The sequence below is a fragment of the Symbiopectobacterium sp. genome, from assembly GCF_047692315.1.
Taxonomy (GTDB): Bacteria; Pseudomonadota; Gammaproteobacteria; order Enterobacterales; family Enterobacteriaceae; genus Symbiopectobacterium.
Genome location: NZ_JBLLJS010000012.1, coordinates 74,195 through 88,483, shown reverse-complemented (window position 1 = coordinate 88,483; position 14,289 = coordinate 74,195). Strand labels below are relative to the sequence as shown.

Sequence of the window (14,289 nt, the reverse complement as noted above, 5' to 3'; positions counted from 1 at the left end):
CTGAGAAGCGTTAACAACCATAGGTGCCTGTGTGTCCGAACTTTCCGTTGATCTGTCTCCCTGTCTGCTGTTTGATTTGCACAGCCACACTACCGCTTCGGATGGAGAACTGTCGCCCTGCGATCTGGTGCAACGTGCAGTCGAGATGCGTGTTGGTGTTCTGGCTATTACCGATCACGATACGGTGGCCGGGCTGGCAACTGCGCAGCAGGCGATAGACGCATTGAGTCTGCCGCTACGGTTGGTCGCCGGGGTTGAGATTTCTACATTGTGGGAAAACCATGAGATTCATATCGTCGGCTTAGGTCTCGAACCTGGCCACGCCGCGCTGACACAACTGCTCGAACAGCAGAAAATCCGTCGCTGGCAGCGCGCGCAGGCCATCGGTGAACGGTTGGAAAGGGCGCGCATTCCGGGTGCTTTGGAAGGCGCGCAGCGTCTTGCCGGAGAGGGCGAAATTACCCGCGGTCATTTTGCCCGTTTTCTAGTGGAGCAGGGCAAAGCCAGCAACGTGGGGCAAGTGTTCAAATCCTACCTGGCAAAAGGGAAAACCGGATATGTCCCGCCACAGTGGTGTACAATAGCTGAAGCCGTTGATGTTATTCATCATGCGGGCGGTGTAGCGGTATTGGCGCATCCGGGGCGGTATGATTTGTCGCCCAAATGGCTCAAGCGTTTGCTGGCCTGCTTTGTGGCCGCAAAGGGGGAAGCGATGGAAGTGGCCCAGTGCCAACAAGCGCCGGACGAACGTACCCAATTGGCGCGTTATGCGCGGGATTTCCAACTCTATGCTTCGCAGGGATCTGATTTTCACCGTCCCTGCGCCTGGATTGAGCTGGGTCGTAAGCTCTGGTTGCCCGCTGGGGTGACGCCGGTGTGGCAACATCCGGTGCTGGCCGCATTGCCTTTGACCGCAGAATCGCTGCAACGCAACGGATGCGAAGAACAGCGCTAAATTTGATGTTTGAGGATGTATCATGAGTCAATTTTTTTATATTCACCCACAAAACCCGCAGCCCCGGTTAATTAGTCAATCTGTAGATGTGTTGCGTAAAGGCGGCGTGCTGGTGTACCCCACCGATTCCGGTTACGCATTGGGGTGTATGCTGGGGGAGAAGAATGCCATGGAGCGTATCTGTCGCATTCGCCATCTGGACAGTAACCATAATTTCACCATCGTGTGTCGCGACCTTTCCGAAATATCGACCTATGCCTATGTAGATAATGCGGCGTTTCGGCTTATCAAAAACAATACGCCAGGCAACTACACCTTTATTTTAAAAGCTACCAAAGATGTGCCGCGTCGTTTGATGAGTGAAAAGCGTAAAACCATCGGATTGGGCGTGCCATCCAACGAAATCGCGCTGGCGCTGCTGGAAGCGCTCAATGAGCCGCTGATGTCGACGACGTTGATGTTGCCGGGTAACGATTTTGCGGAATCCGATCTGGAGGAGATTCAGGAACACCTGGGTAAACTGGTGGATTTGATTATTCACGGTGGCTTTTTAGGGCAAAAAACCACAACGGTCATCGATCTGACGGATGCCTCGCCGGTTGTGGTGCGCGAAGGTACCGGCGATATCTCACCGTTTCAGTAACAAACGCGTGTAGCATTGCATTGGGCGGGTCAATCTGCCCGCCGTGCGCTTAACCCTCGCGTTCGGAAAGTGGGTGATACAGCGTAAATTGCGTGATCGGATGCTGCTCCCAGCCTGCCTGCATAAACAATGGCGCTAACGCCTGTGGTATGGCGACCGGCGTTGGTATTCCTTCGCACTGCTCTGCCAGCAGTTTTAACAAACGTCGTGCATGACCTTGCCGCCGGGCTGCGGGTTGACGTAGAGCGCACGCAGTTGGGGTTTTGAAAACGCGGTAGCAACAATCGCGTATGCGTTATCACCCAGCCGATATCCCTGCGCTGGCAGCGCGACGGTGCCCAGAGGGTCAATCATCCATGGCAGCGCAATATCAGGTGCTGTCATCATGCTGCTGATTATTGCGATCGGATCGCAAGGCGTTAATGATGCTGGCCTTGTCGCCGTTTCACCCGCCAGCGGTGCCATAAAACCGCACACGGTTTCCTGACGTATAAATCCCATTCTGTCGTACAAGGCAATGCCTGCCGCATTGCTGGTAATGACCCCAGCCACATGGCGCTGTCACCTCGCTGGCGCGCTTCGCGCAGCAATTGTCCTAACATCGCTTTTCCTAACCCACCGCGGCGCCAGCGAGGGTGAATGGCAAAGGCAGCCAAACGGCAACGCGAGCCACGGCGCACGATAATCGCCAGTGCAACCGGATTGTTGTTCGCGCTCCAGATACGGCTTGCGGTCAACGATAATCCCTCGGCGTTAAAGCGCGTGGCAAAAATCGGGCCATCAAGGGTAAAAGGGATCACATAATCCGTGAAGCACTCGGTTAATATGGCGGCGAGCTGATGGCTGTTATAGTGCGTGGCATCACGGCAGACGAGTGGCGAAAGGGTTGTCATGGGCATTTTTACCTGTTGTGCAGACACAACGTGTCTGCGTTAACGTTTCCTTGGAAATAGGATTATCGGCGGGTATACGCACATGCTCAAACTGGATGCGCTATTTAGCCTAAAATTCATGTAGAATGATCGGCCACTCGCGGTATTTCTACGGCGATGTGGGTATAAGCAGGGGGATATTCCCCGTATTTCCCTGTCAAACAGGTACTCATCAGTGAGTTATGCGACGATTGGCGTTGACTCATTGTTTTATCCGACGCCTGTGAAGGCGACACTTTGAGGCTGCTCAATGAGCGAAAAGTTACAAAAAGTGCTGGCGCGCTCTGGCCACGGCTCACGCCGCGAGATTGAAGGCATTATCCAGGCAGGCCGTGTGAGCGTGGACGGCAAAATTGCGACGCTGGGCGATCGTGTCGAAGTGACTAAAGCAACCCGAATTCGTATCGATGGCCATGTGGTTTCCGTTAAAGAGACGGAAGAAGCGGTCTGTCGGGTACTGATCTATTACAAACCGGAAGGTGAGCTTTGTACCCGGAGCGATCCCGATGGGCGTCCTACAGTGTTCGATCGTTTGCCGAAAATGCGCGGTTCACGCTGGGTGGCGGTCGGTCGTCTGGATGTGAATACCTCCGGCCTGTTGCTGTTTACTACCGATGGTGAGTTAGCGAACCGTTTGATGCATCCTAGCCATGAAGTGGAACGTGAATATGCGGTGCGGGTGTTTGGTGAGGTAGATGAGGACAAACTCAAGCTGCTGACCAAAGGCGTACAGCTTGACGATGGCCCGGCGTCATTCTGCACGCTGCGCTATAGCGGCGGCGAAGGCTTGAATCAGTGGTATAACGTCACGCTGACGGAAGGGCGTAACCGTGAAGTGCGCCGTTTGTGGGAAGCGGTTGGTGTGCAGGTGAGCCGCCTGATTCGTGTGCTTTATGGCGACATCCCTCTGCCGAAAGGTCTACCGCGCGGCGGTTGGACAGAAATGCCGCTCGAGCAGCTTAACTATTTGCGTGAACTGGTACAGTTGCCAGCAGAAACGACGAGCAAACTGCCGGTTGAGCGCGAGCGCCGTCGGGTAAAAGCGAATCAAATTCGTCGCGCGGTAAAACGTCACGGTCAGGCGGGGCCCGCGCGGCGCAGTGCGCCAAAGCGTAATGGCTAAAGGTGATTTTAAGGTTTTAGGTTTTACACATCGGGTAGCGACGTCATTTCGCAAAAAGCGCGGGGCACGATGGCACACCCCGTGTCCGGCGCGTGCCACGTGGGTGGTAGAGAGGTGCACATAGGTTCGCGTACGAAATTGTTCACTATTCTGGCATAAATCATTAGGGATGACTTCACTGTGTCAGTGAGATCCTCCTACCAGTCAATACCCTGCTGGGCTTTTATCCCCGCATCAAACGCATGTTTGACCGGACGTATTTCCGTTACCGTATCCGCCAATTCCAGCAGGTCGCGATGGCAGCCGCGCCCGATAATAATCACGCTTTGATGCGCAGGGCGCTGTTGCAGTGCCCTCAGCACCTCGTCCAGCGCCAGATAGTCATAGCTCACCATATAAGTCAGTTCATCCAGAATCACCAGATCGAGGGTGTCATCAGCCAACATGCGTTTGCCGTGTTGCCAAACGGCCTGTGCTGCCGCTGTGTCGCTGACACGATCTTGCGTGTCCCAGGTAAACCCTGTCGCTATCACCTGAAACTCAACGGCGTGTTCAGCGAGCAGGTTACGTTCCTCGTTAGGCCATTCACCTTTGATGAATTGAATCACACCGACTCGCAAACCGTGGCCCACTGCGCGTGTCGCCTTACCGAAAGCCGCAGTCGTTTTTCCTTTACTATTACCGGTGAAAACCATAACGATACCGCGTACTTCATTGGCCGCAGCGATGCGCTCATCGACCCGTTCTTTCAGTTTTTGCTGACGCTGCTTATGGCGTTCATCGTCCATTGTCTGTGCTCCATCAAGCTGCCAGGCCAGGCTTTCTTCCGGGCTGTGCATCGAAACTCATGCCGATTTTGCGTTTGCTGTCATCGCCCATTAAATAAAGGTAGAGCGGCATAATATCGGCCGGGGTTTTGGGGTGATTAGGGTCTTCTTCCGGGAATGCGCTGGCGCGCATCGCGGTGCGCGTGCCACCCGGATTGATACAGTTGACCCGCAAATGCTGGTTGCGATACTCATCGGCCAATACCTGCATTAGTCCTTCGGTCGCAAATTTGGAAACGGAATAGGCTCCCCATTCGGCGCGGCCTACGCGGCCCACACTGGAACTGGTGAACACCAGAGAAGGGCTGGCAGCTTTTAGCAACAGAGGTAACAGTGCCTGAGTTAGCATAAAGGTCGCGTTAACATTGACTTGCATCACCTGATGCCAGATTGCCGGATGTTGCTCCGTAATGGGCGCGATATCTCCCAGCAGTCCTGCGTTATGTAACACACTATCGAGACGCGGTATCTGTTTTTCCAGATTGGCTGCCAATACCGCGCACTCCTGGTTAGTCACTGTCAATAAATCGCAGGGTACAATCAACGATTGTGTCCCTGTCTCTCGCAGAATCTCAGCCTGTACATCGTGTAGTTTACGCTCAGTACGCCCTAGCAGTACCAGCCGTGCGCCGTGGCGCGCGTAGGTGAGGGCGGCTTCGCGCCCGATACCGTCGCCCGCGCCCGTCACCAGAATCAGGCGATGTTTGAGAAGGTCATTCATGGGTTGATAATGCACGGTGCTTTCCTCTTCACGCCGCGAACAATAAGACGTAACGGCAGTTATGCCTCAATGAGTCTGTGAATTCAATGCGCGCCGGGCGCATTCTGGCGTCGCTGCGGTAAAAAACAGCAACAGGTGTAAAAAACCCATGAATAACATCGCCATATTTCACGCCATACGTTAGGCTGTCTTTTTGCTCTCGCGCCGGTTTGATGAAAAACCGTGGAGTGGCGTAAAGCGAGCGGTATGATGGTGTGGTGTGTCGCGGGCGACTGCGCAGGCAAACATCGGCGGCGTCATGATATGACTCAGTAAACGAGGGACGTTATTTGTGGAATTGCTTTCTCAGTACGGCTTATTTCTGGCAAAAGTAGTCACGATAGTGCTGGCCATTGGCGCACTGGTCGTGTTGACCTTTGGCGTAACGCAACGAAAACGCCCGCGCAAAGGAGAGTTGCAGGTGATGAACCTGGGCGAACAGTATCGCGAAATGCAAAATGAAATGCGTGACACCTGCATGAGTGATGCAGAGCGCAAACTGGTCGCAAAGCGCAAAGAGGACAAGGCTGCCGCGAAAGAAGAAAAACTGCGTGCCAAGCGCGGCGATGAGAAAGTGGTGAAAACCGCGCCTTTACGTATTGGATTTCAACGGCAGCATGGACGCAGGCGAAGTCAGTGCGTTGCGTGAGGAAGTGTCTGCGGTGCTGGCGGTGGCAACGCCGCAGGATGAAGTACTGTTACGTCTGGAAAGCCCCGGCGGTGTGGTGCACGGTTACGGGTTGGCTGCCTCCCAGTTGCAACGTTTGCGCGACGGCGGTATACGGTTGACCGTAGTAGTGGACAAGGTCGCAGCCAGTGGGGGGTATATGATGGCGTGCGTGGCCGATCGCATTGTGGCCGCGCCGTTTGCCATCATCGGTTCCATCGGCGTAGTCGCTCAGATCCCCAACTTCAATCGCTTGCTGAAAAACAACGATATCGATGTGGAACCGCATACTGCCGGGGAATATAAGCGCACTCTGACGCTGTTTGGTGAAAACACCGAGCAGGGGTGTGAAAAATTTCGAGAAGAACTGAACGTCACTCACGGTCTGTTTAAGCAGTTTGTCAAAGAGATGCGTCCTACGCTGGACATTGATAAAACCGCTACGGGCGAACACTGGTTTGGTACCCAGGCCCAAACGTTAGGGCTGGTGGATGATATTGGTACCAGCGACGATTTGCTGATCCATGAAATCGCTACGCATGAAGTGCTCAGCGTGCGTTATACGCGCCGCAAGCGTCTGTTGGACAAAATCATGGGAAACGCGGGTAATTCCGCAGAACGCTTACTGCTGCGTTGGTGGCAACGGGGCAGCCATCCTTTCGTTTAATGCTCTTATCCCTGTGCGCGGTGCGACACTCCGCGTACAGGGATTTTCCGCTTAATCTATCAGCACGTATTTTTCTGACAGCTCATGGGCCAAATGCTTGAACATGTTAAACACTGCGGTGGTTTTTAATGTCGGCAGGCCGTTGTCATCCAGAAAGTAATCCCCTTTGAACACCAGAATGCCGTTTTTCTGATCGACATCTGTGGCAATCATTCCGTGCAGATAGTCATTATAGTTCTGAATCAATCGGTTAGCTTCTTCCAGCAAGGTCTGGCGAGCGATAGGAGTCTTCTCTGCGGTGCTTTTCTCTGAGGTAATAGTCACGTTGTCCGACATGGTGTTACTCCAACTGAAACCAATGAGCGTATTCTAACGCCTGCTCGGCGGGATTCGCTTGTGCTTTTTTGCGTTTTTTTTCCTGAATGTCTGAAAACAGGTTGATAAGACAAGGTAATTCTTCTGAAGTCGGCGACGATTTTTGCCGATAGTGGTTAGCAGTATGGTTTGGCGAAAACCGCGTTTCCATGCTAATTAGGTTGCGTGGCGGCATTTATCAGGTAGAGTGTGGGATTTTGTATCGTTAAGCGGAAAAAATTCTTTACGGTGTCGCACGAGCGTTAGCGGCATCGCGGGCAGTTAACCGCCATTACAGCAAAAAAAACGTGGATGGTCATGTGGTTATGAAGTGGATGGTCATGTGGTTATGAAATAGTTTATTAACCGTTACGTAATCTTGAACCTCCACCCAGTGAAGCTGGAAGTACGCGTACAGGCGTAGCGGTAGAGAATGAATGACGTATACGCCCCTTGAAAAAGGGACCAGACGCCCTCAACAACACGTTAATTTGAAGCATTCGGTAGGTAACAATACAATGGGTAAAGCTCTCGTCATAGTTGAGTCCCCGGCCAAAGCCAAAACAATCAACAAATATCTGGGCAATGACTACGTGGTGAAATCGAGCGTCGGTCATGTGCGTGATTTGCCGACCAGTGGTTCTGCTGCAGCGAAGAAGAGTGCTGAGCCAGGTAAAGCCAAAAAAGCCGGCAAAAAAGATGAGCGCACCGCGCTGGTCAATCGTATGGGGGTAGATCCTTACCACGGCTGGAAAGCTGATTACGAGATATTACCCGGCAAAGAGAAAGTCGTTTCTGAACTGAAAACGCTGGCGGCCAATGCTGACCACGTCTATCTCGCAACCGACCTTGACCGCGAAGGGGAAGCCATTGCCTGGCACCTGCGGGAAATCATTGGTGGTGACGAGGGGCGTTTTAGCCGCGTGGTGTTTAATGAAATCACCAAGAACGCCATCAAGCAGGCTTTTGAAAAGCCAGATAAATTAAATATCGACAGGGTTAACGCGCAGCAAGCGCGGCGCTTTATGGACCGTGTCGTGGGGTATATGGTTTCTCCGCTGTTGTGGAAAAAAATCGCCCGTGGCCTTTCTGCCGGTCGCGTGCAGTCTGTGGCGGTGCGTTTGTTGGTGGAGCGCGAGCGCGAAATCAAAGCGTTTATCCCGGAAGAGTACTGGGAATTGCATGCAGATTTGTTGACGCAAAGTGCCGCGCTGCAAATGCAGGTGACGCATTTTGATGGCAAACCGTTCAAGCCTGTCAATAAGGCGCAAACCGCTGCCGCCGTTAGCGTGCTGGAGACTGCGCGCTATGTGGTCGCCGAGCGAGAAGACAAGCCCACCAGCAGTAAACCGGGAGCACCTTTTATTACCTCCACGCTGCAACAAGCGGCGAGTACCCGGTTAGGGTTTGGCGTGAAAAAAACCATGATGATGGCGCAGCGTCTCTATGAAGCGGGCTACATCACCTATATGCGTACCGACTCAACCAACCTGAGTCAGGATGCGCTGACCATGGCGCGCGACTACATTACGTCCAACTTTGGTAAAGCTTATCTGCCTGAGAGCGCGAATCTTTACAGCAGTAAAGAAAACTCCCAGGAAGCGCACGAAGCGATCCGTCCTTCTGATGTCGCGGTGCTGGCTGACGCGTTAAAAGATAAAGATATGGAAGCCGATGCGCAGAAACTTTATCAGTTGATCTGGCGTCAGTTCGTTGCGTGCCAAATGACATCGGCCAAATATGACTCCACCACGCTGCTGGTAAACGCAGAAGGCTATCAACTGCGCGCCAAAGGGCGCACTCTGCGCTTTGATGGCTGGACCAAAGTGATGCCTGCCCTACGCAAAGGTGATGAGGATCGCACGCTGCCAACGGTTGCTGTGGGCGAGGTGATGAATCTGGATAAACTGCTGCCGAGCCAACACTTTACCAAACCGCCTGCCCGCTATAGCGATGCCTCGTTGGTCAAAGAGCTGGAAAAACGCGGTATCGGTCGTCCGTCCACTTATGCATCTATTATTTCCACGATCCTGGATCGTGGCTATGTGCGCGTTGAAAACCGTCGCTTCTACGCGGAAAAAATGGGGGAAATCGTTACCGATCGTCTGGAAGAAAACTTCCGTGAGCTGATGAATTACAATTTTACCGCGCGTATGGAAAGCAGCCTCGACCAGGTTGCCAATAATCAGGCGGAATGGAAAGGGGTGCTGGATGAGTTCTTCGCTGAATTCAGCCAACAGTTGGAAAAAGCGGAAATGGATCCGGAAGCGGGCGGCATGCGCCCGAATGCCATGGTGCTGACCACCATCGATTGCCCCATCTGTGGGCGTAAGATGGGGATTCGTATCGCCAGCACTGGCGTGTTTCTCGGCTGTTCCGGTTATGCGTTGACGCCAAAAGAGCGTTGCAAAACCACCATCAACCTGATTCCTGAAGCTGAAGTGTTGAACGTGCTGGAAGGGGATGAGGCGGAAACCAATGCGTTGCGTGCGCGCCGTCGTTGTGGCAAATGCGGTACTGCCATGGACAGCTATCTGATCGATAACCAGCGCAAGTTGCACGTGTGCGGGAATAACCCGGCTTGTGATGGCTATGAGATCGAAAACGGTGAGTTTCGTATCAAAGGGTATGATGGCCCGGTGGTTGAGTGCGACAAATGTGGTTCAGACATGCACCTGAAAATGGGGCGTTTCGGTAAATACATGGCATGCACCAATGAAACCTGTACCAACACCCGTAAGATTTTGCGTAATGGTGAGGTAGCACCACCGAAAGAAGATCCGGTTCCATTGCCCGAGTTGCCATGCGAGAAATCTGATGCCTATTTCGTCCTGCGTGACGGTGCGGCAGGGGTGTTTCTGGCCGCCAACACCTTCCCGAAATCGCGCGAAACCCGTGCGCCGTTGGTAGAAGAACTGGTGCGCTTCCGCGATCGTCTACCGGAAAAACTGCGTTATCTGGCGGATGCGCCGCAGGAAGATGCCGAAGGCAATAAAGCGGTGGTGCGTTTTAGTCGTAAAACCAAGCAGCAATACGTTGCTTCGGAGAAAAACGGCAAGGCGACAGGTTGGTCTGCCTTCTATGTTGATGGCAAATGGACCCCTGAGAAAAAATAATTCGCTGCATTGTGAATAAAAGCCAGCCTTTTGGGCTGGCTTTTTTGATCTGGGTAGGAAGATAGCGATCTAGCCGAGAGGATAATGTTGCTGCGAGCTAGAATGAGCGGCAACGCAGCTCGCGTTGAGGGATCTATTTTTATCTATGAAAAGATAATAGTTATATAAAAATATTTTTTATGATTAAATGACCTTAATCTGATGAAATAACCGCCTGCTTTTCATCGCGTTGCAAGCGTTGCGGCGTCATGGAAAGTAAAGCAACGGTAGATAATTTATTCGTGCCTGATGCACATGCTCAATAACATGGGATGACATATGAAACTGCAACAGCTTCGTTATATCGTTGAAGTTGTTAATCATAACCTGAATGTTTCCTCAACGGCTGAAGGTTTGTACACCTCACAGCCGGGGATCAGTAAACAGGTGAGAATGCTGGAAGATGAGCTGGGAATTCAAATTTTTGCGCGCAGCGGCAAGCACCTTACCCAGGTAACGCCTGCAGGTCAGGAAGTCGTGCGTATTGCCCGGGAAGTACTCTCCAAAGTGGATGCTATCAAGGCAGTGGCAGGAGAACACACCTATCCCGATAAAGGTTCGATCTATGTGGCGACTGCGCATACTCAGGCTCGCTATGCACTGCCAGATGTTATCAAAGGATTTATTGAGCGCTATCCCCGTGTTTCGCTGCATATGCATCAGGGGTCGCCGACGCAGATAGCGGAAGCCGTGGCAAAAGGGACGGCAGATTTTGCCATTGCAACTGAGGCGCTGCACCTGTATGACGATTTGATCATGCTGCCGTGCTACCACTGGAATCGTGCGGTGGTGGTGAAGCCCGATCATCCGCTGGCGACGAAAAAAGACATCTCCATCGAAGAACTGGCAGCGTATCCCATTGTTACCTATACCTTTGGTTTTACCGGCCGCTCGGAGTTGGATACCGCCTTTAACCGCGCAGGGCTGACACCGCGCATCGTCTTTACTGCCACGGACGCAGACGTGATCAAAACCTATGTACGTCTGGGATTAGGCGTTGGCGTAATCGCCAACATGGCTGTCGATCCGCGTACGGAAACCGATCTGGTGACCATTAACGCCAACAGCATTTTCAGCTACAGCACCACTAAGATCGGGTTCCGCCGTAGCACCTTCCTGCGCAGTTATATGTATGATTTTATCCAACGCTTCGCGCCGCATTTGACACGCGATGTGGTGGATTCTGCCATTGCGTTGCGTTCGAATGAAGAAATAGAGGCCATGTTCAAGGACATAACGTTGCCGGTGAAATAACAGGGCTATCACGCAACAACGGCGGCATTTAGCCGCCGTCAGTTTGCCTATACGCCTGGCGTTGTGAAGGCGATTGCTGGGTGAATTTTAGAACGGTGTTATGCCACCTGTCAGGCGTAAACTTTGTCACCGAATTCGCACAGATCTTCAATCAGGCAAGAGCCGCAGCGCGGTTTACGGGCGATGCAGGTGTACCGCCCATGCAGGATCAGCCAGTGATGGCAGTCTATTTTGAACTCGGCCGGGACGACCTTCGGTAGTTTCTCTTCTACCGCATCGACATTTTTCCCCGGCGCGAAACCGGTACGGTTGCAGACGCGAAAAATATGGGTGTCTACGGCGATGGTGGGCCAACCAAAGGCGGTGTTTAACACCACGTTGGCCGTCTTGCGCCCTACGCCGGGCAGCGCTTCCAGCGCTTCGCGATTTTCCGGCACCTGGCCTTGGTGTTTCTCTAACAGGATACGACAGGTCTTGATAATGTTTTCTGCCTTGTTGTTAAATAGGCCAATGGTTCGGATGTATTCTTTCACGCCGTCGACGCCAAGGGCCAACAAGGCTTCGGGGGTGTTGGCGACAGGATAGAGCTTAGCCGTTGCTTTATTGACGCTGACGTCCGTTGCCTGTGCTGCCAGCAGCACGGCAATCAACAGTTCGAACGACGTATTAAATGATAACTCGGTGGTTGGATGCGGATTAGCGTCGCGCAGACGACGCAGGATTTCACCGCGTTTTTCCTTGTTCATCGTCTTATCCTTATGATTATTGTGCTGTCCCAGTCAGGTTAGTGATAGCCGTGGAGCTCTGTTTCGCTTCGCTGATGGCGCGGCGGAGCTTCATTCTTTCGTCAATCAGATACTTGGCTGCAAGCAACAGCGCCAGGCCGATAAACGCACCGGGTGGAAGCATCGCCAGCAAGAAAGGTGTATCGACGTGGATCACTTCAATGCGCAACACTTTAGCCCAATTGCCTAGCAGCAAATCTGCGACGTCAAACAGGGTACCGTTACCCAGCAATTCACGCAGGGAACCCAGAACGAACATGGTACAGGTTGCTCCCATTCCCATCGCGAAACCGTCCAGCGCCGAGAGGGCGACGGGATTTTGCGCAGCATAGGCTTCTGCGCGACCAATGACCAGACAGTTGGTGACGATCAGCGGAATAAAAATACCCAGCGATTGATACAAACCATAGGCGTAGGCGTTGATCAACATCTCCACTGAGCTGACTACGGCCGCGATAATCATCACATAAATAGGTATGCGGATTTCTGACGGCACCCAGCGGCGCATGGCGGAAATCGCTGCATTGGTACAGGTCAGCACCAGGGTCGTTGCCAGCCCCAACCCTAGGGCGTTGGTTGCGGTCGAGGTGACAGCCAGCAGTGGGCACATACCCAGGAGTTGCACCAGCTCTGAGTTGTTTTTCCATAGCCCCTGGGCCAGAAGATGTTTTACTTCACTCATTTATTATTCCGCTCCACAATTCGGTAACGTGGTTAAGCGCGCCGGGATTGTCTGCATAAAAAGTGCCGTGCGTTTGGTTGCGTTTACCACCGCTCGGGGCGTAATGGTGGCACCGGTAAACTGATCGTAATCGCCACCATCCTTTTTAACGGCCCATTGGCGATCGTCGACACCTTGCACTGTCCGTCCAGTAAAACGGGTTATCCAATCTGATACCCGGAGATCAATTTTATCACCCAGGCCCGGCGTTTCGTGGTGCTCCGTCACGCGCACCCCTAGCACCTTACCATGGAAATCGGTCCCTATCAGCAGATGAATGGCCCCGGAATAGCCATCCGGCGCGCTGGATTCAACGGCTGCCGCCACCAGTGCATCGCCTTTGCGTGCAATATACAGGTGTCGCGCTGCCTAGCGCTTCATCGGTGACAAGGTAACATTCTTGTAAAATGTTGTTGTTGTAAATATCGGGAGGAATCACCTGATCCAACAGCGCTTTTTGCTGCAACTGCGTTTGATGAGCGATGGTGGGTTTGGTCAGGGTATTTACCACTGCGGTTAAGCCCGTGGTCAAGGCAGCAAACAGCGCCAGTGTCGTCGCGTGGCGTCACATCGTACTGATCATGGTATTTCCTTATCGACGATGGCCATAGGCGCGTGGCTGGGTAAAGTAATCGATGAGCGGCACCGTGATATTCGCCAGCAATACCGCAAACACGATGCAGGATAGCCGCCGTAGATACGAATCAGCCACACCAGCAGCCCAATCAGTGCACCAAACACTAAGCGTCCTTTGTTGGTGGTGGAGGTGGTCACCGGATCGGTTGCAATGAAAAAGGCACCGAGCATCGTCGCACCGGAGAACAGGTGTAACAGTGGCGGAGCGGCTTTTTCCGGCGACACTAGCCAGCCAAGCGTGGCGCACAGCATCAGGGAAAAGATTATGCTGGCGGGAATGTGCCAACGAATGGTACGTGTCAGCAATAGAATGATACCGCCTAGCAGATAACCGATATTGACCCATTGCCAGCCTACACCCGCCAGACTTTCAGCGAAGATCGGGTGTTGCAGCACTTGCTCGGGCGTTTCTCTTGCGCACAGGCCGGTTTTAAATCCGTCTAACGGCGTGGCCTGGGTAATGCTGTCAATGTCCTGTATCAATCCCTGAATATGCGAGCCTGAATGGGTCTGTCCAGTGAAAATGACCTGTAATGCATCGATGAAGGTGACTGGCGTTATCTGCAACGTTGTTGGGGGGAGCCAACTGGTCATTTGCACCGGGAACGAGATTAACAGCACCACATAGCCCACCATCGCGGGGTTAAACGGGTTGTTGCCCAGTCCGCCGTAAAGCTGTTTGGCAATCACGATGGCGAAAAATGTTGCCAACACCACCATCCACCAGGGGGCTAAAGGCGGCAGGGCTAACACCGAGCAGAATAGCGGTCAGCAGAGCGGATTGATCTGCCAGTGTGGGACGTGTTCCGC

Annotated in this window: 13 protein-coding genes and 3 pseudogenes; 6 read left to right on the top strand and 10 right to left on the bottom strand. The window is 53.0% G+C overall.

Annotation, left to right across the window (positions count from 1 at the left end):
• Positions 1 to 31: 31 nt before the first annotated feature.
• Both rnm and ACMZI0_RS04675 read left to right on the top strand, forming a co-directional pair.
• Positions 32 to 955 (top strand): RNase RNM, encoded by a 924-nt coding sequence (gene rnm / locus ACMZI0_RS04680; protein WP_415672116.1) that lies wholly within the window; start codon positions 32 to 34, stop codon positions 953 to 955.
• A 22-nt stretch (positions 956 to 977) separates the two neighbouring features.
• Positions 978 to 1,598: an L-threonylcarbamoyladenylate synthase gene (locus ACMZI0_RS04675; RefSeq protein ID WP_415672115.1), complete on the top strand. Its 621-nt coding sequence runs from the start codon at positions 978 to 980 to the stop codon at positions 1,596 to 1,598.
• A 49-nt stretch (positions 1,599 to 1,647) separates the two neighbouring features.
• Here the strand turns inward: ACMZI0_RS04675 and ACMZI0_RS04670 are convergent, their stop codons facing one another.
• The 3 genes from ACMZI0_RS04670 to ACMZI0_RS04660 are packed head-to-tail and all read right to left on the bottom strand — an operon-like array spanning position 1,648 to position 2,491.
• A complete protein-coding gene (locus ACMZI0_RS04670; protein WP_415672114.1) occupies positions 1,648 to 1,800 on the bottom strand; it encodes a hypothetical protein in 153 nt (50 codons plus the stop codon).
• Entirely contained in the window at positions 1,794 to 1,985 is a 192-nt protein-coding gene (locus ACMZI0_RS04665) for a hypothetical protein (RefSeq protein ID WP_415672113.1), read from the bottom strand. Before ACMZI0_RS04665 ends, ACMZI0_RS04670 begins: the two co-directional genes overlap by 7 nt.
• A 32-nt stretch (positions 1,986 to 2,017) precedes the next feature.
• A complete protein-coding gene (locus ACMZI0_RS04660) occupies positions 2,018 to 2,491 on the bottom strand; it encodes a GNAT family N-acetyltransferase (RefSeq protein WP_415672112.1) in 474 nt (157 codons plus the stop codon).
• Positions 2,492 to 2,780: 289 nt separating this feature from the next.
• On the opposite strand from ACMZI0_RS04660, the gene rluB reads away from it, so the two are divergent.
• Entirely contained in the window at positions 2,781 to 3,653 is an 873-nt protein-coding gene (gene rluB, locus ACMZI0_RS04655) for a 23S rRNA pseudouridine(2605) synthase RluB (RefSeq protein WP_415672111.1), read from the top strand.
• A gap of 197 nt (positions 3,654 to 3,850) precedes the next feature.
• Here the strand turns inward: rluB and cobO are convergent, their stop codons facing one another.
• Together cobO and ACMZI0_RS04645 are read right to left on the bottom strand one after the other, a co-directional pair.
• Entirely contained in the window at positions 3,851 to 4,441 is a 591-nt protein-coding gene (gene cobO / locus ACMZI0_RS04650; RefSeq protein ID WP_415672341.1) for a cob(I)yrinic acid a,c-diamide adenosyltransferase, read from the bottom strand.
• Positions 4,442 to 4,454: 13 nt separating this feature from the next.
• Positions 4,455 to 5,216, bottom strand: a complete 762-nt coding sequence (locus ACMZI0_RS04645; protein ID WP_415672110.1) for a YciK family oxidoreductase — start codon at positions 5,214 to 5,216, stop codon at positions 4,455 to 4,457.
• A 316-nt stretch (positions 5,217 to 5,532) separates the two neighbouring features.
• Between ACMZI0_RS04645 and sohB the strand changes: the two are divergent.
• Positions 5,533 to 6,574, top strand: a pseudogene (gene sohB, locus ACMZI0_RS04640) (protease SohB).
• A gap of 51 nt (positions 6,575 to 6,625) precedes the next feature.
• On the opposite strand, the gene ACMZI0_RS04635 reads toward sohB, so the two are convergent.
• Complete coding sequence (locus ACMZI0_RS04635; protein ID WP_415672109.1) at positions 6,626 to 6,910, bottom strand: YciN family protein; 285 nt, start codon at positions 6,908 to 6,910, stop codon at positions 6,626 to 6,628.
• A gap of 536 nt (positions 6,911 to 7,446) precedes the next feature.
• On the opposite strand from ACMZI0_RS04635, the gene topA reads away from it, so the two are divergent.
• Together topA and cysB are read left to right on the top strand one after the other, a co-directional pair.
• Entirely contained in the window at positions 7,447 to 10,044 is a 2,598-nt protein-coding gene (gene topA, locus ACMZI0_RS04630) for a type I DNA topoisomerase (RefSeq protein WP_415672108.1), read from the top strand.
• 318 nt (positions 10,045 to 10,362) lie between these two features.
• Positions 10,363 to 11,337 (top strand): HTH-type transcriptional regulator CysB, encoded by a 975-nt coding sequence (gene cysB / locus ACMZI0_RS04625; protein ID WP_415672107.1) that lies wholly within the window; start codon positions 10,363 to 10,365, stop codon positions 11,335 to 11,337.
• Positions 11,338 to 11,447: 110 nt separating this feature from the next.
• Here cysB and nth read toward each other — a convergent pair whose 3' ends face one another.
• From nth to rsxD, 4 genes and pseudogenes are all read right to left on the bottom strand, one after another.
• Positions 11,448 to 12,083, bottom strand: coding sequence for an endonuclease III (gene nth, locus ACMZI0_RS04620; protein WP_415672106.1), 636 nt, complete (start codon positions 12,081 to 12,083; stop codon positions 11,448 to 11,450).
• A gap of 16 nt (positions 12,084 to 12,099) precedes the next feature.
• Entirely contained in the window at positions 12,100 to 12,804 is a 705-nt protein-coding gene (locus ACMZI0_RS04615) for an electron transport complex subunit E (protein WP_415672105.1), read from the bottom strand.
• Between the two features lie 3 nt (positions 12,805 to 12,807).
• Positions 12,808 to 13,393, bottom strand: a pseudogene (gene rsxG, locus ACMZI0_RS04610) (electron transport complex subunit RsxG).
• Positions 13,394 to 13,435: 42 nt separating this feature from the next.
• A pseudogene (gene rsxD, locus ACMZI0_RS04605) lies at positions 13,436 to 14,275 on the bottom strand (electron transport complex subunit RsxD); the annotation flags it as partial.
• Between the last annotated feature and the right edge of the window lie 14 nt (positions 14,276 to 14,289).